This is a genomic window from Hyphomicrobium sp. DMF-1 (genome assembly GCF_027886585.1).
GTDB lineage: Bacteria > Pseudomonadota > Alphaproteobacteria > Rhizobiales > Hyphomicrobiaceae > Hyphomicrobium_C > Hyphomicrobium_C zavarzinii.
Map to the genome: position 1 here is coordinate 587,022 of NZ_CP115706.1, position 21,586 is coordinate 608,607.

General features: G+C 62.9%; 21 protein-coding genes and 1 tRNA gene. 10 read left to right on the forward strand and 12 right to left on the reverse strand.

Annotated elements, in window-relative coordinates:
• Positions 1–233: 233 nt before the first annotated feature.
• From PE058_RS02620 to PE058_RS22025, 6 genes are all read right to left on the reverse strand, one after another.
• A complete protein-coding gene (locus PE058_RS02620) occupies positions 234–1,025 on the reverse strand; it encodes an ABC transporter ATP-binding protein (RefSeq protein WP_271029762.1) in 792 nt (263 codons plus the stop codon).
• On the reverse strand, positions 1,022–1,693 hold the full coding sequence (locus tag PE058_RS02625) for an ABC transporter permease subunit (RefSeq protein ID WP_020086008.1): 672 nt from the start codon (positions 1,691–1,693) through the stop codon (positions 1,022–1,024). The genes PE058_RS02620 and PE058_RS02625 overlap by 4 nt, the downstream gene beginning before the upstream one ends.
• Positions 1,694–1,848: 155 nt before the next feature.
• Positions 1,849–2,919 (reverse strand): putative urea ABC transporter substrate-binding protein, encoded by a 1,071-nt coding sequence (locus PE058_RS02630; RefSeq protein ID WP_020086009.1) that lies wholly within the window; start codon positions 2,917–2,919, stop codon positions 1,849–1,851.
• Positions 2,920–2,958: 39 nt separating this feature from the next.
• Complete coding sequence (locus PE058_RS02635; protein WP_271029764.1) at positions 2,959–4,395, reverse strand: NtaA/DmoA family FMN-dependent monooxygenase; 1,437 nt, start codon at positions 4,393–4,395, stop codon at positions 2,959–2,961.
• Complete coding sequence (locus PE058_RS02640; protein ID WP_271029765.1) at positions 4,355–5,827, reverse strand: tetratricopeptide repeat protein; 1,473 nt, start codon at positions 5,825–5,827, stop codon at positions 4,355–4,357. The genes PE058_RS02635 and PE058_RS02640 overlap by 41 nt, the downstream gene beginning before the upstream one ends.
• A complete protein-coding gene (locus tag PE058_RS22025; protein ID WP_442908669.1) occupies positions 5,787–6,188 on the reverse strand; it encodes an LLM class flavin-dependent oxidoreductase in 402 nt (133 codons plus the stop codon). Before PE058_RS22025 ends, PE058_RS02640 begins: the two co-directional genes overlap by 41 nt.
• A gap of 255 nt (positions 6,189–6,443) precedes the next feature.
• Here PE058_RS22025 and PE058_RS02645 point away from each other — a divergent pair, with 255 nt between their 5' ends.
• Positions 6,444–6,731, forward strand: coding sequence for an NAD(P)H-dependent oxidoreductase (locus tag PE058_RS02645; protein ID WP_271029766.1), 288 nt, complete (start codon positions 6,444–6,446; stop codon positions 6,729–6,731).
• Positions 6,732–6,774: 43 nt separating this feature from the next.
• Here the strand turns inward: PE058_RS02645 and PE058_RS02650 are convergent, their stop codons facing one another.
• Positions 6,775–7,350 (reverse strand): cupin domain-containing protein, encoded by a 576-nt coding sequence (locus tag PE058_RS02650; RefSeq protein WP_020086013.1) that lies wholly within the window; start codon positions 7,348–7,350, stop codon positions 6,775–6,777.
• A 379-nt stretch (positions 7,351–7,729) separates the two neighbouring features.
• A complete protein-coding gene (locus PE058_RS22030; protein ID WP_442908678.1) occupies positions 7,730–8,212 on the reverse strand; it encodes an E2 domain-containing protein in 483 nt (160 codons plus the stop codon).
• Here PE058_RS22030 and PE058_RS02655 point away from each other — a divergent pair.
• Positions 8,093–8,401, forward strand: a complete 309-nt coding sequence (locus PE058_RS02655) for a hypothetical protein (protein ID WP_271029767.1) — start codon at positions 8,093–8,095, stop codon at positions 8,399–8,401. The two genes, PE058_RS22030 and PE058_RS02655, sit on opposite strands and share 120 nt — an antisense overlap.
• Here PE058_RS02655 and PE058_RS02660 read toward each other — a convergent pair.
• The 3 genes from PE058_RS02660 to PE058_RS02670 all read right to left on the reverse strand — a co-directional run bounded on the left by PE058_RS02660 (position 8,372) and on the right by PE058_RS02670 (position 12,022).
• A tRNA-Arg gene (locus tag PE058_RS02660) sits at positions 8,372–8,448 on the reverse strand. The two genes, PE058_RS02655 and PE058_RS02660, sit on opposite strands and share 30 nt — an antisense overlap.
• 325 nt (positions 8,449–8,773) lie before the next feature.
• On the reverse strand, positions 8,774–10,297 hold the full coding sequence (locus PE058_RS02665; RefSeq protein WP_271030590.1) for a sensor histidine kinase: 1,524 nt from the start codon (positions 10,295–10,297) through the stop codon (positions 8,774–8,776).
• Positions 10,298–10,522: 225 nt separating this feature from the next.
• Entirely contained in the window at positions 10,523–12,022 is a 1,500-nt protein-coding gene (locus tag PE058_RS02670) for a dihydrolipoyl dehydrogenase family protein (RefSeq protein ID WP_020083923.1), read from the reverse strand.
• 386 nt (positions 12,023–12,408) lie between these two features.
• On the opposite strand from PE058_RS02670, the gene rpmH reads away from it, so the two are divergent.
• The 5 genes from rpmH (at position 12,409) to PE058_RS02695 (ending at position 16,922) form a co-directional block, all read left to right on the forward strand.
• Positions 12,409–12,543 (forward strand): 50S ribosomal protein L34, encoded by a 135-nt coding sequence (rpmH, locus tag PE058_RS02675; protein WP_020083925.1) that lies wholly within the window; start codon positions 12,409–12,411, stop codon positions 12,541–12,543.
• Between the two features lie 51 nt (positions 12,544–12,594).
• Positions 12,595–13,035, forward strand: coding sequence for a ribonuclease P protein component (gene rnpA / locus PE058_RS02680; protein ID WP_083929011.1), 441 nt, complete (start codon positions 12,595–12,597; stop codon positions 13,033–13,035).
• Positions 13,036–13,215: 180 nt separating this feature from the next.
• Entirely contained in the window at positions 13,216–15,087 is a 1,872-nt protein-coding gene (yidC, locus tag PE058_RS02685) for a membrane protein insertase YidC (RefSeq protein WP_020083927.1), read from the forward strand.
• A 7-nt stretch (positions 15,088–15,094) separates the two neighbouring features.
• Entirely contained in the window at positions 15,095–15,742 is a 648-nt protein-coding gene (gene yihA / locus PE058_RS02690; RefSeq protein ID WP_271029768.1) for a ribosome biogenesis GTP-binding protein YihA/YsxC, read from the forward strand.
• 127 nt (positions 15,743–15,869) lie between these two features.
• On the forward strand, positions 15,870–16,922 hold the full coding sequence (locus PE058_RS02695) for a linear amide C-N hydrolase (protein ID WP_020083929.1): 1,053 nt from the start codon (positions 15,870–15,872) through the stop codon (positions 16,920–16,922).
• Positions 16,923–17,246: 324 nt separating this feature from the next.
• Here PE058_RS02695 and PE058_RS02700 read toward each other — a convergent pair whose 3' ends face one another.
• Positions 17,247–18,923: a Clp protease N-terminal domain-containing protein gene (locus tag PE058_RS02700; RefSeq protein WP_271029769.1), complete on the reverse strand. Its 1,677-nt coding sequence runs from the start codon at positions 18,921–18,923 to the stop codon at positions 17,247–17,249.
• A gap of 334 nt (positions 18,924–19,257) precedes the next feature.
• Between PE058_RS02700 and argB the strand changes: the two genes are divergently transcribed.
• Genes argB through PE058_RS02715 form a run of 3 tightly spaced genes read left to right on the forward strand, consistent with a single transcriptional unit; the run spans position 19,258 to position 21,572 of the window.
• Positions 19,258–20,214: an acetylglutamate kinase gene (gene argB, locus PE058_RS02705; RefSeq protein WP_020083930.1), complete on the forward strand. Its 957-nt coding sequence runs from the start codon at positions 19,258–19,260 to the stop codon at positions 20,212–20,214.
• A 2-nt stretch (positions 20,215–20,216) separates the two neighbouring features.
• Positions 20,217–21,011, forward strand: coding sequence for a pyrimidine 5'-nucleotidase (locus PE058_RS02710; protein WP_020083931.1), 795 nt, complete (start codon positions 20,217–20,219; stop codon positions 21,009–21,011).
• Positions 21,012–21,047: 36 nt separating this feature from the next.
• A complete protein-coding gene (locus tag PE058_RS02715; protein ID WP_271029770.1) occupies positions 21,048–21,572 on the forward strand; it encodes a Csp1 family four helix bundle copper storage protein in 525 nt (174 codons plus the stop codon).
• The last annotated feature ends 14 nt before the right edge of the window (positions 21,573–21,586 follow it).

The following is a 21,586-nucleotide window of genomic DNA, read 5'->3' on the forward strand; positions in this document are numbered from 1 at the left end:
AACTTGATGATTCGCGATATCCCGCCTTCGTGGATAGGGTGCGATGGTCACGGGCATGGCAGTAATTATTCCAACTGCAGACATCGATGGGAATGTCAGATGAGTTCGACTCAGACGACCTCTACATCCGCTTCCGGGACAGATCAGTCGTGGAGCTGTGTGAGGTCGACTAGGGAGCCATGTCGACTGCGCACCCCACCGGCCCGATAGCGCAATGTTCCGTCCGCCATAGATCAACGGCGATTGCACGCCTTGCGCTTTTGCTTGCCAGGCTTGGGCGTGATCGCTCCTCGCTCCAGGGTTCGCATGCTCGGGGAGCCGGTCGAAACGCTTGGAGGCGCTTGTACCCGGATGCGGGTATGTCCCGTTTCGCGACACGGCTCGAACCGCAGCAGCTTCGTTGCCAGCGCTTTAGCTTCAGCTTCGTCATGGGTCACCATGACAATTGTCGCGCCAGTATCACGCCACAGCGTGCGCACCAACCGCTGGAGCTGAGTTCGATTGGTCGGATCCAGCGCACCGAACGGCTCATCAAGCAACAGCAATTTCGGTCGGGCGATCATCGCCTGAGCAATCGCGAGGCGCTGGCACATTCCGCCAGAGAGTTCGTGCGGATATTTCCGTGCCGCTGTCTCTAGACCGACGTCTGCGAGCGCTTGCATGGCTCTTTCGCGGAGGACTTTCAGTGCGTGCCCGAATACCCATCCCGTCCGTGGCGCATGCTTGAATTTCAAACCTAGAAGGACATTATCCAGAGCCGTCTTGTGTGCGAAGACCGAGTAGTTCTGGAATACGACGCCGCGGTCCGGCGTCGGGTGGTCCGGCATCGGCGCACCCTCGAGCAGCACCCGGCCCTCTGTGGGCCGGAGCTGGCCGAGAAGAAGCCGCACGAATGTTGATTTGCCGCTCCCCGACGGTCCCGTGATCGCGCAGAAGCTCCCCTTTTCAACTGTGAGATCGACGCCCCGCAGGACCCACTGATTTCCAGCCTGGACGCCGACGCCCTGCACATCGATCGCACTCATGGGGTGGCCCTGCTCGCATAGATCCAAGGCCCCATGTATTCGGCGCCGCGCTTGAGGACGTAATCAAGCGTGAACGCAATGAGCGTGATCCAAAGGACGTACGGGATGATGACATCCATCGCCATGTAGCGGCGCACCAGAAAGATGCGATAACCGAGGCCGCTCTGCGCGGCGATCGCTTCTCCTGCCAGCAAAAACAACCACGCCGAGCCAAGACCCACCCGAACGCTTTCGAGAAGGCGCGGCAGCATCTGCGGCAGCACGATGGTACTCACAATAAGATGCGTGGACGCCCCAAGCGTCTGCGCCTTGATCAGCACCTCAACCGGGATTTCCTGCGTTCGTGTCGCGATGTCGCGCGCAATGAATGGAGCGATGCCTAACACGATCAGGAAAATCTTCGAAGCTTCCCCTAGTCCCATCGTGATGAGAATAATCGGAAGTAGCGCGAAGGGCGGAATGATCGAGACGACTGCAACAAACGGCGAGAACATTGCGCGGATAAAGGGAAACAGACCGAGGGCGATGCCGACGGCTAAGCCGATCAACGCTGCAAGTCCTAGCCCAATGACGAGCCGCTCCAGACTCGAAAAGGTATCTGCGGCAAATACACTCAAACCCGAGTGCGGATCAATCGCGCCACCGATCCGCTTCACACCCTCGTACATGGCAAAAGCGGACGGCAACAGATTGTCGCGCGCGTTCTCGGCAAGCCGCGATGCGGACGCGCTCGCATAGGCTATTGCAGCTACGACAAACGGGACCGCCCCGAGAGCCAGTGTGGCTCTACGGGACGGCCTTGCGTTGACGAGACGCGTCTTGCTCACAGCTTGCCGGCCGCCGCTTGCGCTATGAGGTCACGATCGAAGCGAAGCAGAACGTTGTCCTTGCTTCCCACGACCTCGCCGGTGGGGAGTTGGATGCCGATTGAGTCGGCTTCCTTTACGTCCTTGCCGAGAAGCTGATAGCGGTGCGCGAAATCGCGAACACGAACCAAGGTCTCTTTCGTCTGCGCGCGATCCGCGAAGGCCAGAGCATCTGCACCGTTCGAGAATAGGCCGACAGACGTCAGCTGCTGCTCGTAGGTCGCCGGGTCGGTCGCGGAAGCCTCGGCCAGCGCCTTGATCACTTCCGGACGCTTGGGATCTGCCTTGTTGTTGATGATCGCGGCCACCTCGTACCAGGCACCAAGCAGGGCCTTTGCGTAGTTCGGGTTTTCCTTGAGCTTGCTGGTTCGGATGATGATCGACTCGAACACCTCACCCGGAATATTCGACGAATCGAACACGATGTGTGCATCGCCGCTCTGCTTGATCTGGTCGATCTGTGGTTGCCAGGCGACCAGCGCCGAAAGCTCGGGAGCCTTGTAGGCGGCGACGAAATCTGCGTCGCCAATATTGATCCGCTTTATGTCATCGAAGGGAATATTCGCAGTCTCGAGCGCGCGATCAAGAAGGTAGTGGGAGACTGAATACTCGACCAAATGGGCCGTCTGCCCCTTGATATCGGCAAGCTTGTCCTTGCCTTTGAGCACGATGGCGTCTGCCCCGTTGGAGTAGTCGATGGGGAAGATTGTCGTATCGACGCCGTTGGCTACGGGGATGGAGTAGACATCTGCAATGCTTGCTAAAACGCCATCAAGGCCGCCTGCCGAATACTGGTTCACGGATTCGACATAGTCGTTGAGCTGAACCAGCTCGATATTGACGTCGTACTTGTCAGCCCACTTTTTTAGAATGCCGCTCTGCTGGGCATAGCTCCACGGCATCCACGGCGTGAATACGATCCAGCCGAAGCGGAAAGTGGGTTTGTCTGCCGCCGTAGCCCCGCCTATGGACATTGCCACTGCCGCAAGCGATGCGATCAGCATCGCAAAAAGTCGCGCATTCTTCATCTTCAACTCCGATTGTAAAAGGATAGCTTCAGTCAGCGATCAGAACGCCAGGAGGTTTTCTCTCAGCGTCTTGTGCGTGTATTCGGTTCGCACCAGCCCGCGCCGCTGCAGTGCAGGCACCAGACCGTCGGTCACCGAAATTACGTGCCGGCGATTGGTCGAAAGCGCGGGCGTGGTGATGAGGAAGCCGTCTCCGCCGACCTCCTCCATCGCGGCTTCCATCTTGTCCGCCACAGTGTCAGGCGTGCCGACGAGTTCGATCGACGCGCAGATTCCGCCCGAGGCTTCGATGACGAGTTGCCGGAGCGTCTTGTTTTTCCCCCACTGCTGGAACTTGTCGAGCGATCCCTGCTCACCGTTCGTGGTGAGCTTCTCCGGCAAGGGCTTGTCGAGATCGAAAGCCTTGAAGTTGATGTCCGTGATGGCAGAGATCAGAGCCAGGTTCTGTTCGATGAAGGTCGCGTTATGCGCGGTCCGCTCGTACTGCGCCTGCGCCTCAGCGTCCGTCTCGCCGAGAACCGGCGTGATCAGGAACAGGACTTTGACATCATCCGGATTGCGTCCATGCTTCGCCGCCCGCGCGCGAATATCGTCACGATAGGCCTTCATGCCTTCGATGCCGTTTTCGACAGCGATGATTGCGTCGGCGTGCTTGGCCGCAAAGTCACGGCCCGTCGGAGATCCACCCGCCTGCAACAACGTCGGACGCCCTTGTGGAGACCGGAGCGTGTTCAGCGGCCCGCGGCATTTGAAATACTTGCCCTGGAAATCAATCGTCCGGACCTTTGTGTGATCCACGTAGGTTCCGGTCTCACGATCCCGGACGAGCGCGCCCTCATCCCATGAATCGATCAGTTGGTAAAAGAGATCCATGTACTCGTGGGCCACCTCATAACGCTTCTCGCGCGGCGGAAGCTCGTCGAGACCGAAGTTCTGCGCGGCAGCGTTTTCCGCGCTGGTCACGATGTTCCAGGCGAACCTACCGTTGGTGAGATGGTCTACGGTAGACGCAAGGCGAGCGAGCAGGTACGGCGGATATCCAAGCGTGGACATCGTCGCCACGACACCGAGACCCTTCGTGTGTGCCGCCATCAGAGTGGCCAAGGGCACTGGATCGTGTTTCGGCGCCATGCCGAGGCCGAGCTTCAGGTAGCTCTCGAAACTGCCGCCGTAGGCTTCGGGAATGGCCAGCTTGTCCTCGAGCATGATGAAATCGAAACCAGCGCGGTCGAGCGCGCGCGCCATGTCGATGTGAAAGCTGCCGTCCCAGCTGTTGCCGCCGTTGGAGAACGGACCGTTCCATTCGTCGGCCGTGAAGTTGGTGAACCACCCAAGGTGAAACTTCGTCTTCGTTCCGTTTTTCGTCGTCGAGTTTGACACGTTGTAGTCCTCATGAAGCGAACAGTTCGCGTGCAACAGTGTGGCTGCTGCACGCTCAGGCGAATGAAGGATCGGGGGTGTTGCACGCCGGGCCATGCACCCGCGTTTTCAGACGCTCGCCTGTTTCGCGCGCGTTTGCGGCCGCGATCGTCTTGCGGGCTTTCTCAAGCGCCACCGCCGATTTGATCCAGCCGTAGGGATTCTCCGGGCGCGCCGTGATGCGTTCCGACGCAAGAGCGGTCGCGAGATTCGTCCAATCGGAGCGGATGGCTGCTTCGATAAGCGTACGATCGAGAACGTCGCGCTGCGCGGCCGAACCGCCGAACTCCACTGCATGGCCCCGCGCGTTGAGTATTTCCTCCGCCGCGTCGCGATAGCGTTGCTCCCCGAACGCGAGAAACGCCTTCGCGAGAGGGATGCCGACACGTTGACCGTTGGCCCGGTTGTTCGTCTCCGCACCATCCGACGCGACGAAAGCTTCGAGGTTGGCTAAGACGCGGCGCGCTTCCCCTAGGTTTTCTGCGCCCACGTGGGCCATCACAGCGTGCACGTCGTTAAAGACGTAGTGCGACACATCGGGAAGAACGGTCTCCCACGCGGCAGAAAGTGTCTCAAAGCGCGAGCGAACGTCCACACCTTCAAGATGGGCCCGCCATAACAAAGCCGACGCATCGAGCAAGACGAGCGCTATTTTCGGGCTGTCGTCATGAAAGAGCGCCCGGTCGTAAACCTCGAGTGCGCGCCCATAGTCGCCAAGATCCAGATGGAATAGGCCCTTGTGCCACCAGTTATGGGCGCTGAAGAGATTGCCGGCCGCCCAACTGTCCTTGCGCGCGTTCAGGAACGAAAGCCCGGCCCCGATCGCGCCGCGCATTTCAAGAGAATGCGTCACTGCATGGATCGCCCAGACGTCATCAGGCCGATAATCGAGCGCGAGACGGCCATGGTGTTCCGCCCGCTCATATTCGCCGTTTTCCTCGAGGCCGAACGCATAGCAGCCATGGACAACACCATACTGGGCATCGCTGCGGTGCCACTGTCCGATCTGTCGCGCGACACGATCTTTCAGGTTTCGCGTGTTGCCCGAGAAGAAGTCGAGCTCGTGCCCTATGCGAAGACCGAGAATGTCGCGCGGTTCGTCGATCCCCAACCTGTCGAGAACACGGGCCGCCTTTCGCATATCGCCGCCAATCCAGGCATCGATCGCTTCGGCGTGCGCCCGCTCGCGGTCCGACCAAGACGATGCGGGAGCATGCGTCTTCAAGTTCGCGATCGTCTCGACAGCCAATGCCGTCGAGGCAGGCTCGGTCATGAACAAATGCAGGTAGGCCTTAGCGAAGGACGCCATCGGAAAATTCGGCGTTGCCGAAATAGCTTGATCTAGCGTGTCGAAGACAGTGGTCTTGAACAGCACCAGCTCGTCGACGCCCTGCCTATAGAGCGCGGCTGAATTGGCGTCCGCGCCAGTCAGCGGCAGACCTTGCAAGTCAACCTGCATCGGCTTTCTCACCTTGTCTGAAATGGCCAAAAGTTGCCTGAGGAGTGGCGATTGTGCCAACGGCGCGCTCCCGCGTCCTGGTCAACGACCGCCTCCCCGTACTTCCGCGTGCCCGTGGCCGCGACGGATCGGAGGCCCTTGATCCCGAGCTCCGGGCAAGGAGGAACTTCAGCCGCTCGGTAACGGAGCCGGCGAATGCCGATACGATCCACGGGTCTTCGCGGCTCGTGCCGGTGGGAACGAGTACGCCCTCATGCCCGAGAGCATCAGCCGCCAGAACGACCTGCTCGAGATATGTAACATCGGGCTCGCGTCCGCTGACATCGACGCTGAGCGAGCGGCTGTCTCTATGCGTCGGCAAAAACCAGGGGTTGATGATTGGTGTTAGCATCGCTGAAAGCCGCAGGTGAGCAATTCTTCGACCCAGGCTTCTAACGAGCGCTCAATTCAAAACAACGTCGTATTTGTGATAAGAAAATCAAGCCACTTGAATTGCACTCAAACGGCTTGACTTTTTACGTCTGAAAAAAGCTAATGAATTTTTCGTATTTGCCCGCTGTCCCCCAGGTTAAGTATCCACCACAGGAGCCGCGCCCGCCGTCTACAAGACGAGCCGCGTCGTTTTGCGGCGCAAGCAGAGGCTTCCATGGTCGCCAACTCATGCCGTCGTCTGAAAGGTTCATTCAAAGTCGCAGGGGTGTCCGCTGGCGTCCGCGCTCCTTCTCGAACGCGCACCTTGGCGTTAGCCATCGGGGCCGCTGTCGGCGATCGCGTGGAAACCGAGACATCGGTCGTCGATGTGTCAACGCTTTGGAAGCAGATCGCGGTAGTCGCCAACCCGAAAGACGCCGATCAAGAGGCACTGGCCACGTTCCGCGCCATTGAGGATGCCGACCTCGTCGTCACGGCATCGCCCACCGCCATCGCAAGCTGATCAAGCAAGCAGAAAGCTCAATATCCCGAGGTGACTGCCCCCCTCAGAATGTCGCCGGGGTGTTGAACCAAAGCACCCTCAACGTAGTCTTACCGGCGTTCCGATAGCCATGCGGAAGCTCTGACGGAAAATAGAAGGTATCGCCGGCTTTCAGCGCATAAATCTGATCCCCCACTGAAAGCTCCAGCGTGCCCTCCAGGACGTATCCGAAATCCTCACCCTTATGGACAATCCTGCCATCGCTCCGGCAGCGCGGAGGTACCGTATGAATATTAGCCTGGAACAACACCGGACCCGGAGACGGGGTCAGCAATTCCAGCGAAACGTCGCTTCCTTCCGCGCCAGCGTTCCGAACGATGAATGGACGCTCCCCTTGTCGCGTAACCACTCGGGCGGCACTCGGCTCAAATAGGGCCGTCATATTCGTTCCTAGACTGGCGACGAGCCGATGCAGCAAACCGATCGATGGCGTAATGCGGTCATTTTCGACTTTTGAGAGCATACTTTCCGAGCAATCGGCCCTGCTTGCCACCTCTTTGAGGGTTAGGCGTTTCGCGAGGCGAAACTGGCGAAGCTTGGCGCCCATTTGCACTGCACCTGCCAGCCCCTCAACTGCCATTGCCTTTCTCTCCTGCCAATCGCAGCGCTAAATATACATTCTTCGATGCAACGACAATCCCTAACACTGATTATCGCTTCCACTTCATTCTCATATCGAATGCAGAAATTTAGTGACTGCCTTTGAGCCGCTGGGCCGGGAGAAAGCCGGGTCAGTTCCTATTCGCAAGCCGAGGCGATATCTCCCACGGAATGACGACGAGGCAGTACGCCCGGCTCGTTCACCGGCGAAATTCGGAACGCACTCCTTGCGACGTACCAAGGCGGTGTTGATCTACCAGCGCACCGGGCCATCGCGATCGCCGAGAAGATCGACATCTGACGCGATACCCTCAATAAGCAGACGTGGTCGGCGACGGCCTTGGCCTCGCCGATTGCCGCTATTGGGACGGACCGCATTTATGCGACGCATCTGACGCCAAACCGTTGATGGCAGCTTCTGACCTAAACTCCGATAGTTTATGGACGGCTTGGGACCATCGTGACATCAATCCGTCGCGCCGGGCGTGATCGTCGGTCGGTCCCAGAAACTGCCGTAAACACAGTTGCCTGCTCCTCGTAGAGGTTCCTGTGGTAGAGGTCTTCGAATCCTGGCCTCTTGGCCGCCTCCAGTGCACGTTGATGATGTGGACCCGCTTCACCGTGCGACAGCCACTGCTGCGCCGGCCACTGTCCGAAAGATGGCGGTGTAGCAATTGCCACCAGACCTTAGCCTCGTCCATGGACCGAATGGTTGGCGTGGGGTGGCAAAGGCAGAAGGAGCGATCATCGTTGATGTGACGCTCCGGACAGGCGGCCGCGCGGTCGGTGAAGCCCTCAATGCTCAGCTCGACCGTCAGTCCGCGCGCTGCGCTAGGCGGCAGGTCGCCCAATATACACGCGCTGCGGAACAGAAGCGGCTCGCACGGTCTGCTATCGACCGCCTTACGGGTGCGCCACACGCAATCAAAGTGCCAAACCGGCTTGGCGGCTTGGGAAAAACCGGCGCAAAAATTAATGAAATCAATGCTGAAAACGAAGAATGGCGCGCCCGAAAGGATTCGAACCTCTGACCCCCAGATTCGTAGTCTGGTGCTCTATCCAGCTGAGCTACGGGCGCGTCTTTGCCGATGTTGCCGGTTGAGGACCGGCTGGGACCGTCGAGTAGCGCCACGGCGCCGCCTGAGGTCCGGCAAGGCGGCAACTACTAATGTGCCTGTCCGTCAAGTGCAAGTGTCTTCGGTGACGCCGGGGCTGCTTTCGGGATAACCCCTCTGGATACCCCGTATATTCGGGCGATGAGGGGCAAGAAGCGCTCGTCATTCCTCCGTTTCTTTCTGCTCGATGTCGCTTTGCGTTCCCTCAGAGAAATGGGCGAATCCCGAGGGGACCGTTCGGGTGCGGATGCACTTCTAAGGTGGCCTCGGCCCGGGAGGGTGAGACGATCAGCGCACGCTCCGGTCCGGCAGCTCGATGAGGAAGGTCGCGCCGGCGCCGGTATCGAGAAGCTCGAGCTTGCCGCCGTGCACCCCCACCAGCTCCGAGGCGATGGCGAGGCCGAGGCCGGAGCCGTCCTTGCGGGTGGAAGCCTGGAAGGCACGGAACAGGTTCTCGCGGGCGTGCTTCGGCACGCCGGGACCGTTGTCGGACATCTCGATGAAGACCTTGCGGCCATCCCGCCAGGCCTTGACGCGGATCTCGCCGGACTTGGCATCGCCCTGGCTCTCGATGGCCTGCACGGCGTTGCGCGTCAGGTTGCTCAAGACGCGGAAAAGATGTTCGTGATCGGCGTCGATCAGAAGCTGGTCGTCGAGGTCGAGCGTCCAGGCGATCTTTCCTTCGCGCGGGAGGCCCAAGCCTTCCGCCACCTCTTCCAGCAACGGCTTCAGACGCATCAGCTCGCGGCGTGGCTCGGCCTCCTCGGCGCGGCCGAAGCGGAGCGAGGAGTTGCAGAAGTTGATGGCGCGATCGAGCGAGGCGATCAGCTTCGGTGCGAACTGCTGCACGGTGGGATCGGGGATGGCCGTCAGGCGATCGGAGATGAGCTGTGCGTTGGCGAGCATGTTGCGCAAATCGTGGCTGATCTTGCTGACGGCGAGGCCGAGCTGAGCGAGCCGGTTCTTCTGGATGAGAGCCTGCGTGAGCTGGCGCTGCATGTGAGCGAGCTCGCGCTCGGCGGTGCCGATCTCGTCGGCGCGGCCCGAAGGCGTGATGATGCGGCTCGCGTCCTCGGGGTTCTCGCCGAAACGCAGCATGTTGCGGGAGATGCGCATCATCGGGCGCACGAGCAGCGCGCTGATGGCGAAGTACACCAGCGCCGCCGTGATCAGTGAGATCATGATCGAGAGATAGACGATGTTCATGCCGTAGCGGACCATCGCGCGCTTCAGCGGCTCCTCCGGCAGCACGACCTCGATCACGTCGTCGAAGCGGGGACCCAGCAGACCGACGATGCGGATGACGCGGTCGTCGGGGGCCAGGAACACGTCGATGGCGTCCTTGATCTGCGAGGCGCGGAGCGCGAGATCCTGTCCGACGGTGAGACCGGGAGGCTGGCGCAGATCGAAATGCTCGTCGATCGAGATCTCGGAAACGGGCGGCAGGACCAAGCGGCGCGCGCCGCCCCGGCGAATGGCGACGGCGCGAACGAGAGCCGTGCGGACCAGCTCGTTCCGCAGAGCGGGTGGCACGTTGCGTCCCGGCACGGCTTCGGCGGCGAGAGCGGCCACGTTGGCGGCGGTCAGCCGGTCATTCAGCCAGCTGATGCGGTAATTGGCGATGGAGGGTAGGAAGATCAGGATTTCCGCGAGCATGACGAACACGGCCGTGAGCAGCAGCAGCTTCGCGGGCAAGCCGATGCGAAGCCAGCCGCGCCGGATCGCGGAAGCGCGCTCGCGCAGCCACGGCCAGACGGCAAAGGAGTGTTTTTCCGTCGTTTCGATCACACGCTCGTTCATATCGAGGGGCATGCTCACCCATTCGGCCCCCGGTCACGCTTCGGCTTGAGGACAGTTACGCCGGCAGCCCCTCCCAGCCCTTGCGCCTCCGCGAGATGAGGCTCGGAAGCGATTCTGGCACTTCGCGCTGCCTATGTCACCCACGGCGGGTATCCATACGAGCCGAGTTCTCGGGACATGGTCAAGGGGAGAGGCGCTTATCATCCCGATCCCAGGAATATGGTGCGATAACCCCCGCTAACCAAGCTTGGCAAGAAAATCGATGAGCTTACGGACCTTCGTCTTGGACGGCAGGGTGGCGTAGTGGCGGAGCGCGGCCTGGCGTCCGATCTCGCCCAGCGTTGGATAGGGGGCGACATAGCTCGCCAGCGCCTTGATGTGGAGGCGCTGGGCCACGGCGAGGGCCCAGATCTGGATCAGCTCGCTGGCATTGGGTCCGACGATGGTGGCGCCGAGCACGCGCCCTTCGGCGTTGGTGACGACCTTGATATGGCCGGTTGTTTCGCCTTCGGCCTGGGCCCGGTCGTTCTCGGCGAAGGAGGCGCGGAGCACGTTGAGCTTGTGCTTGGCGGCGCGGGCCTGGTCCTCGGTCAAGCCGACGTGGGCCAGCTCGGGATCGGTGAAGGTGATCCAGGGGAGGATCGTGGTGTCGACCTTGGCCGGCTGCCAAAACAGGGCGCGGCGTAGCACGATCTCGGCCTGGTAGCTCGACACGTGGCTGAAGTGGGGGCCGCCGGCCACGTCGCCGATGGCATAGACGCGACGGTTGGATGTCCTGAGCCCGCGATTGACGGAGATCCCCTGCTTTCCGAACTTGATGCCGGCGGCGGGGAGGTTGAGATCCGACAGGTTGGGCGTGCGCCCGGTCGCGATGAGGAGGTGTGAGCCGTCCACCGTCTCGATGCCGTTCAAGGTGGAGACGTAGACGCGCACGAAGCCAGCCATGCTCTCCACGCGTTCGACCTTGGCACCCTCGCGGATGTCGATTCCTTCCGCGCGCAAGGCCGAGAGTGCGACGGCGACGGCTTCGGGGTCATCACGCCCGAGGGCGCGAGCGGCTTCCAGCACCGTGACGCGGCTGCCGAGGCGCAGGTGAGCCTGAGCGAGCTCGAGGCCGATGGGGCCGCCGCCGATGACGATCAGGTGAGGCAGCTTGCGGTCGGCTTCGAAAATCGTCTCGTTGGTGAGATAGGGCGTTCTTTCGAGGCCCGGGATCGGCGGCACGTCTGGTGAGGACCCGGTGGCGATGACGAAGCGGCGCGCGGTGATGCGATAGTCTCCGGCGAGCACGGTGCGCTTGTCGAGGAAGCGGGCGGCGCCCAGGATGACGCGCACGCCGAGGCCGGTGAAGCGCTCGACGGAATCCTGTGGCGCGATGGCCGAGATGACATTGCGGACATGCTGCTGCACGGCGCGGTAGTCGATCTGCGGCTCCACGGATGCGATGCCGAAGGGTGCGGCGGTGCGCATGGCGTGGGCGCGTTTCGCGGTGGCGAGAAGCGCCTTCGAGGGGATGCTGCCGACGTTGAGGCCGCCGCCGCCCATCTTGTTCTTCTCGACGAGCACCACCTTACGTCCGAATGCTGCGGCGGCCGTTGCCACCGCAAGCCCGCCCGAGCCCGCGCCGATCACGCAAATGTCGGTCGCGAGCGGCTCGCCGGCGAGGACGACGGAGCTCTCGCCGGATGGGGTCTCGGCGCTCTGTGCGGGCAGGGCCCCGGATCTCGGTTGAGACATTGTAATGCTCCAGAAAGCCCTCGCGACGGGGGCACAAATCGGCGCTCTTTGGAAGCTTGCCAGCCAGATGGGCTGGCGCAGGTCCCGGGAGGTGGTGCGGCGGCATTAACGGTGTTTGGGAGGATTCCCTGGTCTTGTGCGGGTTTGCAAGGAGTTATCGAAAACGTGCGGCCGGTCTGAGGCCTATCCTGCTGGTTGCGGCAGCAAGGCGTGGGCCGCTTTTGTGCCGCCTGTCCGGAGGCGCCGATCGCATCGGGAGGGCCACGGCGTCAATTGACTTCTAGCCCCGTGCAACTTATAAGCCCCTCAATCCCATCACGCTCAGCATTGGATGGCGCTTTTCGCCGTGCTGCGGCTGTTCGCATCGATCTACTGGAGTAAGACCCGTGAAACGGACCTATCAACCGAGCAAGCTCGTTCGCAAGCGCCGCCACGGTTTCCGCGCCCGCATGCAGACGGCCGGTGGCGTCAAGGTCATCGCCCGCCGCCGCGCCAAGGGCCGCAAGCGCCTGTCGGCCTAGCGCCCAGACTGTTCGCGACGCGGCAGGGCCCGCAGGGCTGGAGGCTTCGTCGTGGCGCTTGAGACGCTCAAGAAACGAGCGGAATTTCTGAGACTTAGAGGGGGCGCGCGGTTTGCGACGCCCTCTTTCGTTCTGGAAACACGCCCCCGTGAGCGGGCGGGTTCTCGTGCGCCCAAATCCCAAGGAACACAGTCCCAAGGGCCGAGTGAGTTGATGCCTTTCGGCGCCGCACGCTTCGGCTTCACGGTCACGAAGAAGCTCGGAGGCGCGGTGGTGCGCAATCGTATTCGTAGGCGCCTCAAGGCGGCCGTTGCGCTGGTGGCGCCCAAGCTCGCCCACAAGGAGCACGACTACGTGCTGGTCGCCCGGCTGGCGGCGCTCGACCGTGAGTTCGCCGATATCAAGAAAGACCTTGAACGGGCTCTCCATCGCGTGCATCACCCTGCGGCAGCGCCGCAGAAAGGCAAAAACCCCTTAGGGGGTGCCGGCTGACCGGTGTCTTGCCGGCTGCGGGTTCCCACGTTTGCGGACACACTCAAATGGGGTTAATCCGCACCGCGCTCAAATCGCCCATATCCATAGGCGTTACCAGGGTTGTAAGAGAGCCAGTCTGAAATTTGCGGGCCGCCGCCCGCCGGCGTTCAGGGCGGCACCGCGATATCCGAGGTCTTCATGAGCCAGCGCCCCGACGATCAAAAGAACCTTCTCATCGCCGTCGTTCTCTCGGTGGCGGTGATGCTCGGCTGGCAGTTCTTCTACGCCGGGCCGCAGATGAAGGCTCAGCAGGAAAAGGCGCAGCGCGAGAAGGTCGCGCAGCAGGAGGCCGCTAAGGCCGCCGGTGAAAATCCCGCCGCGGCGACCGCACCGGCAACGCCCGGCGCGACGCTTCCCGGCGCGCAGCCAAGCGGGACGTCATTGTCGGCCGCGCCGGTCGGCACCCGCCCGGAAGTGCTGGCGAAGACCCAGCGTGTGCCGATCGAGACGCCGTCGCTCACGGGTTCGATCTCGCTCAAGGGTGGCCTCGTCGACGACCTCGTGCTCGCCAACTATCGCGAGACGGTCGATCCGAAGAGCCCGAACGTCGTGCTGTTCTCTCCGCTCGGCGCGCCGAACGCCTACTTCGCCGAGTTCGGCTGGCAGGCCGCCGGCCGCTCGCAGACGGCTGTTCCTGACAGCGAGACGGTCTGGCAGGCCGAGCCCAACGCCAAGCTCACCCCGTCCACGCCGGTCAAACTGACCTGGGACAACGGGCAGGGCCTTAAGTTCGTTCGGACGCTCGCGATCGACGAGCACTACATGATCACCGTCACGGACGAGGTGCAGAACACCACCTCCGGCGACATCGTTCTCACGCCTTACGGCCGCCTTTACCGCTTCGGCCTGCCGCACACGTCGGGCTACGCCGTGCTCCACGAGGGTCTGATCGGCGTTCCGGGAGACGCGGGCCTTCAGGAGATCGCCTACGCCAAGGTTCTCGAGGACGGGGGCGCCAAGACGTTCGACGGCAAGACGGGCGGCTGGCTCGGCATCACCGACAAGTACTGGGCGGCGACGCTCATTCCCGATCAGAAGGCGACGTATGCGGCGAGCTTCCGCGGGCAGCCGAAGAAGGGCCTCTCACCTGATGTGTTCTGGACCGATTATAGCCTCGGCGGCATCGTCGTTGCGGCCGGTGCCACGCAGAAGACCGAGAACCGCCTCTACGCGGGTGCCAAGCAGGTCAAGCTCATCGAGGACTACGAGACGTCGCTCGGCATCGAGAAGTTCGAGCTGCTTGTGGACTGGGGCTGGTTCTACTTCATCACCAAGCCGCTCTACTATCTGATCGACTGGCTGTACGGCATCCTCGGCAACTTCGGTCTCGCAATCCTCGCGGTCACGGTGATCGTGAAGGGCTTGTTCTTCCCGCTCGCTAACAAGAGCTACGAGAGCATGGCGAAGATGAAGAAGCTCCAGCCGCAGATGGAGCAGCTTCGTGAGCGCTATAAGGACGACAAGGCCAAGCAGCAGCAGGAGCTGATGGCTCTCTACCAGAAGGAAAAGATCAATCCGCTGGCGGGCTGTCTGCCGATCCTGGTGCAGATCCCGGTGTTCTTCGCGCTCTACAAGGTGCTGTTCGTCTCGATCGACATGCGCCATGCGCCCTTCTTCGGCTGGATCCGCGATCTCTCGGCGGCTGACCCGACGTCGATCTTCAACCTGTTCGGGCTGTTGCCGTTCGTGGTGCCGGAGTTCCTGCATATCGGCGTGTGGCCGATCATCATGGGCATCACCATGTGGTTCCAGATGCAGCTCAACCCGCCGCAGCCGGACCCGATCCAGCAGCAGATCTTCTCGTTCATGCCGCTGCTGTTCACGTTCCTGCTCGCCGCTTTCCCGGCTGGCCTCGTGATCTACTGGGCCTGGAACAACATCCTGTCCATCGCTCAGCAGTGGTACATCTCCCACAAGCAGGGTGCGGACGTTCATCTGGTGGACAATCTCAAGCGCACGTTCGCGCCAATAGGGCGATTGTTCGGGCGAAAGAGCGAGTCGAAGGGGTGATCTCAGGATGACCGATGTGGCGCTCTTCACGCCCGAGGACATCGCGGCGGGGGAACGCCTGGTCTCCCGGCCCTGGCGCTTTGTGAAAGGCGTCGTGGCGCTCGACGGGCTGCCGGACGACGGCTGGCTGGAGGTTGCCTTTGCCGGGCGTTCCAACGTGGGCAAGTCGAGCCTCATCAACGCGATGGTGCGCAAGAGCGGGCTTGCGCGCACCTCCAACACGCCGGGGCGCACGCAGGAGCTCAACTTCTTCGTGCCCGACGAAGATCCGCTCTATCTCATCGACATGCCAGGCTACGGGTTCGCCAAGGCGCCCAAGGACAAGGTGGAGACGTGGACGGCTCTCGTTCGCTCCTACCTCAGCGGCCGCTCGACGCTGCGCCGCGTGTTCCTGCTGATCGACAGCCGCCACGGCATCAAGCCGCCCGATCGCGAGATCATGGAGATGCTCGATACGACGGCGGTTCCCTATCAGGTGGTGCTGACGAAGGGGGACAAGATCAACGTTCCTGCGCTCGCGGCCATCAAGGCGGCGACGGAGAAGGAGCTCTCGTCGCATCCGGCGGCGTTTCCGATCGTGCTCGCCACCTCGTCCGAGAAGGGCTGGGGCCTTCCAGAGCTTCGGGCAACGCTGGCCGCGATCCTTCGGGACTGAGCTCTCGCGGTCCTCCAAAGGAAGACGTTATTAATCAGCATCGCGTGTCGCGATTGTTGCCGACGGCAAATCGCCCATAGTCCGAGCCGGACTGTTTCAGTTTGGCCCCCTCTCGCACGAGGTCGCGATGCAACTCAGCATGCGTTTGCCGCTCATCACCGGGGTGATGGTGACGGCGCTCTCCGTCTCTCTCTTCGATATGGCAGAAGCCTGCACGCGCGTGCTCTGGAACGACAACAAGCTCGCTGTCGTAACCGGCCGCTCGATGGATTGGCCGGAGAGCACCGAGCCCAAGCTTACGGTCTTTCCGCGCGGGATGGCGCGCGACGGCGGGCGGCTCGGCCCCGAGACCATCATTGCCGAGAACCCGGCCAAGTGGACATCCAAGTACGGCAGCATCGTCACCACGATCTACGGTATCGGCTCAGTGGATGGGCTGAACGAGAAGGGGCTCGGCGCGCATCTTCTGTTTTTGACGGCCACGGATTTCGGCGCGCGCGATGCCGGAATGCCCGGCCTGCATGCGGGGCTCTGGGCGCAGTACGTCCTCGACAACGCCGCGACCGTCGAGGAGGCGCTTGCCGCGCTCGATAAGGTGCAGGTGGTGATGGCGGAAGCGCGCGGCCACAAGGCTACGGTTCACCTCGCGCTCGAGGATGCGGGCGGGGATTCGGCGATCGTCGAGTACATCGGCGGCAAGCCCGTGATCCATCACGGTCGCGACTATCGCATCATGACCAACGATCCGCCTTACGACGAGCAGCTCGCGCTGCTTGCGGAACTGGATTTCTCGAAGCCGACAAGCGAGATGCCGCTGCCTGGCAATGTCAATCCTCGCGATCGCTTCCAGCGCGCGGCCTATTACTCGGCGCTGTTGCCGGACCCCAAGTCGGAGCAGGAGGCCATTGCCGGCATTCTCGCAATCATCCGAAACGTGTCGGTGCCGTTCGGTGCGCCGTACAAGGGGTTCGGGATCTACAATACGGAGTATCGCACCGCGCTCAATCTCACCGGCAAGCGCTACTTCTTCGAGCTGACCACGAGCCCCAACGTAATCTGGGCGGATCTTGCGAAGTTCGATCTTGCGCCGGGAGCACCGGTCATGGCGCTCGATCCGGACAACAGCGCGCTTTCGGGAGATGTGTCGGGGGCATTCAAGAAGGAAGCTGCGCCGTTCTAGCGGTCGCCGGCTTCGTGCGGCACGGACGACGTAACGCCGACGCCGCTGACAAGGATGAGGCCGCTCGCTCTCAACAGACGTGACTGGATCCCGGCCTTCGCCGGGATGACCTCCTATTGTCTGGCACGCCGACAGCCTGGTTGACGCATTACCCGACGGGGGCGGTGTCCGGACACGCGTGGAGCGCGATCCTCGAAGGGACGACGGGTCGTCCACATTGCGCGGTGTCTTGAGCATTTTCCGGCTAAGTGAAGGTGCGTTCGCCGCAAGACAATGCGCGGGCAAAACCTAGAGCCGTGATCCAAGCCTCTAAGATCGCACGCTCTAGACGCCGAGGTACTTCGCAGCGAGGAGCTTCAGGATCACGTAGCCGGTCTCGCCGAACTTGGCGAGAAGGCCGCCGACAATCGCGGCTCCGATCCAGCCTGCCCAGCGTCCGAGCGTGCGGCCGTAGTTGATGGCCACCTTCACGTCGACGAGCTGGTCGGGCAACGCGGTCTCCGCCGTCACGCCGTCCGCGCCGACGGTGCGGGCCGAGACGATGAGCTGGAGCTGGCGGCGTCCGCGCGAGCGCGGTGTCACGGTCCAGCGCCAGCTTGCGAAGTCGTCGCTGCCGAGACCGAGGACGTTCTCGATCCATTGCGTCTCGGGTGACCGGTTCTCGATGGAGAAGCCGCCTTCCGGAGCCCTGAGCCTCACCGACATGGCCTTGGTGACCACGACCTCATGACGGAAGGCTGCGCCGCCGCCCTGCAGTCCCTCGGCGAGGGCCTTCACGTCGGCGCGTGCGATGCGGGCTTCGACGACGACAGGCACGCCGACGCGCATGCGGCGCGGAATGTTCTCGACCAGCTGGCCGGCCTCGATCAACGGCCAGGAGCCTACGAAGGGGCCGGAGCCCGTCACGCGCCGGCGCTCGGTTTGAGGTGGCGCGGTGCGCGGAGCCTCGGTCTGCGATGGGCGCCAGCGCGCGCTCGCGGCGGCGTCCGAGGGCGGGGCCGGAGGCTCGTGCTCGGCGGGAGCGCGGGCTACGTGCGGGGGTGCCGGAGGCGGCGCCGGATAGTGCGAGGCGGACGGAGCCGGCGCGTGCGGAAGCACCGGCTCGTGATGCTCCTCGAATCGCTCCTCCGCGGGCTGGCGCCTGCGGATATAGGCCGGAATGTCATCGGCCCCGGGATCGGGGTGGTGGTAGGCCGGGCGGCCCTCAGAGATCGGATGCTCGGGTTCGAGCTCGCGGGCGGCGGGGGCCGGCTGAGGCGGCGCATGCCGCGACGGCGGGCCTCCGAGATCGGGATAGTTGGCCCGTGGCAGCGCGGGCGGCGGCGCCTGCGCGGGAGGCTCGACAGGGAGTTGCTGGGGAGAGCGGCTCTGTAGGCGCTCGCGGGCCGAGGCAAGAATTTCCTCGGTGGTCGCGGGGCGCGAAAAATCGGGCTGAGGCGGCGTTTCGCGCACCTCTGCGGGCGGAGGACGGCTGGGCGCCGGCTGGTGGGCGACCGGAGGCGGCGGCGGAACGGGTGCCGGTGCGGGCTGCGGCGGCGGGGCCGTGGCGCGCTGGAGCGCCCGAATCGCTTCCTCGAACGTCAGTCCCTGCACGCGGAGCAGATTGGCGGCCGTGCTCTTGCCGTCGCCCACGATGGCGGCCAGCACGATGGCGCCGTTGATCTCGCGGCGGCGGCCTTGGCGGGCGGCCGCGGCTGCGGCCTCCAGAATCCGGCGCAAATCGGCGGAGATGGCGATTGCCTGGCCGCTCTCCAGGTCGACCCGGTCGTCGGAACGGCCCAGAAAATCCGAGACTTCGGCCGTCAGGCGGGCGAGATCGATGTTGGAGGATTTGAGGACGACAGTGGCTTCGGGATCCTCGGCGAGCGCCAGAAGCAGGTGCTCGAGCGTGACCTCCCGGTGGGACTGTGCGGTGGCGTAGTCGGCGGCGCGCGTCAGGGTGGCCGTGAGGTACGGCGACATGGGAATTCTGCCGAGATCGTCGACGATCATCGTCGTCATTGCGGCTTCCTCTCCCAGGGCGAGCGCGGTTTGCGGGCACCAAGTCCCAGGCCTGGCCGCCGGAGCCCCCAACGGATCGAATCTATCATTCGGGATATGACGTTATGATGCAGACGCGGGCAAGGTTGGACCTCAATTCCCCAGAACTCAACGCGTAATCTTGGCGCGCGAAGGTGTGGGAATTCCATTGAGGACGGCTATCCACACGGTATATGTGCTCGCCGTGGCGGACCTGTGACCGGGGCTGCCGTCCAGGGGATTTCCGCTTTTCGTTGAAAAGCTCCCATCCCGCTGTTTTCTGTACGCGGCAGTAGCAGGGATCGAACAGAGACACATGGCGAAGGCGAGCGACACTCCGGGCACCGTGCAGGACAGCTTCAATCCGAAAGAGGTCTCGGCCCACGTTCAGGCGCGCATCCTGGCGGAGGCGCTGCCCAATATGCTCCGCTATGACGAGGAGACGGTCGTCGTCAAATTCGGCGGCCACGCCATGGGCGACCAAGCCCTGTCGGATGCCTTCGCCAAGGACATCGTCTATCTCAAGCAGTCGGGCGTGAACCCGATCGTGGTGCACGGCGGCGGGCCGCAGATCGCCACCATGCTGAAGAAGCTCGACATCACCTCCGAGTTCGTGAACGGCCTGCGCGTCACCGACAAGCCCACCGTCGAGGTGGTCGAGATGGTGCTGGCGGGGCGCATCAACAAGGACATCGTGTCGGCCATCAACCGGCAGGGCGGCAAGGCCGTCGGCATCTGCGGCAAAGACGCCAACCTGATGATCGCGCGCAAGATCACGCAGATGGCCGATCCGACCAGCAACGAGATGAAGGATGTCGATATCGGTTATGTGGGCGATCCGCTGCAGGTCAATCCGCATATCGTGGACGTGATCTCGAAGTCGGATCTCATTCCCGTCATCGCGCCGATCGGTATTTCGCCGCAGGGCGAGACCCTGAACATCAACGCCGACACGTTCGCTTCGGCGCTGGCCGCTCGCCTCAAGGCGAAGCGCTTGCTGCTGCTGACGGATGTCGAGGGCGTTCTCGACAAGGAAGGCAAGCTGATCGCCGATCTCGCCATCGACGAGGCGCAGGACCTGATCCGCAACGGCACCATCACCGGCGGCATGATTCCCAAGATCGAGGGCTGCATCGAAGTCGTGGAAGCGGGTGTCGAGGCGGTCGTCATCATCAACGGCAAGGTCCCCCACAGCGTGCTGCTCGAGCTTCTCACGGATCACGGCGCGGGCACGCTGGTCGGGCGGCGCAAGCCAAAGGTGAAGAAGGCCTAGGCGTGGCGCACGGCACGGACACTCCTGAGCAATCGGGCGGCCCCGACGGGCGGCCGAAGATCCTTGCCCCGCGAGCCGGAGCCGAGCGGCGCTCGTTCGCGAACACCGATGTCTGGATCTTCGATCTCGACAACACGCTCTATCCGGCGGAATGCAACCTGTTCGCGCAGGTGGACCACCGCATGGGCGAGTTCATCGCGCATTATCTCGGCGTTCCCTACGTCCACGCGCGGCATCTGCAGAAGGCCTACTACCGGCAGTTCGGCACGACGCTCGCGGGGCTGATGGCCGTGCACAAGCTCGATCCGGGCGAGTTCCTCGCCTATGTGCACGACATCGATTTGTCGGTGGTGAGCGAAGCGCCGGAGCTTCGCGCCGAGATCGCCAGCCTGCCGGGGCGCCGTCTCATTTTCACGAACGGCTCGCGGCGTCATGCGGAACGGGTGGCCGAGAAGCTCGGCGTGCTCGATCTGTTCGAGGACATCTGCGATATCGAGGCGTGCAACTACGTTCCTAAGCCGGAGGCCGATGCGTTCCAGCGGATGATCAGCCGCCATGGCGTGGCGCCCGGCAGCGCGGCGATGTTCGAGGATATGCCGATGAACCTCGAGGTGCCGCATGCGCTGGGCATGACGACGGTGCTCGTGCATTCGAGCTACATCGACCATCCCCTCCAGCAGAAGATGAAGACGTGGACGGAGCTGCCGGACCACATCCATCACATGACGCTTGATCTCGGTCAGTTCCTGGCCGACCGGCGGACATCACTTGGTGGTTGCGACGCTGAACGGGAGTAATATGCTCAGCAGCCATTCCAAAATAGGAGGCGGGGCATGATCACGGCAGTAGAAACATCGACGGCACAGGCCGGGCTCAGCAGGCGCCAGGCGCTGCAAGTGAGTGGAGCGGCGGTGCTCGCAGCAAGCGCGCTCGCTTCCGCGACGGGCGCAAGCGCCCAGGAGGATCCTCACGCGGGGCATGAGCATCACGCGGAGATGCACGGGGCCGAGGGGCACGCCTCCTCGCAGCATAGGGCGCTGATCGAGGCTGCGCAGAAGTGCGTCGCCAGCGCCGAAGCGTGCGTGCCGCACTGCCTCGGCTTGATCGCGAAGGGCGATACGTCGCTCGCCGAATGCCTCGAAAGCGTTCTCGCCATGAGCCCTGTCTGCACGGCCGTCGTTCGGGTTGCCTCGCTGCAAGCCACCCGGCTCAAGCAGCTGGTCAAGGTCTGTGGCGATATCTGCGCCGATTGCGAGAAGGCGTGCCGCAAGCACGCCGAGCACCACGAGGTGTGCAAGGCTTGCGCGGATTCCTGCGCGGCGTTCACCAAGGAAGCGAAGAAGCTATCCGATGCGTGATCGGGGGGCGAGCG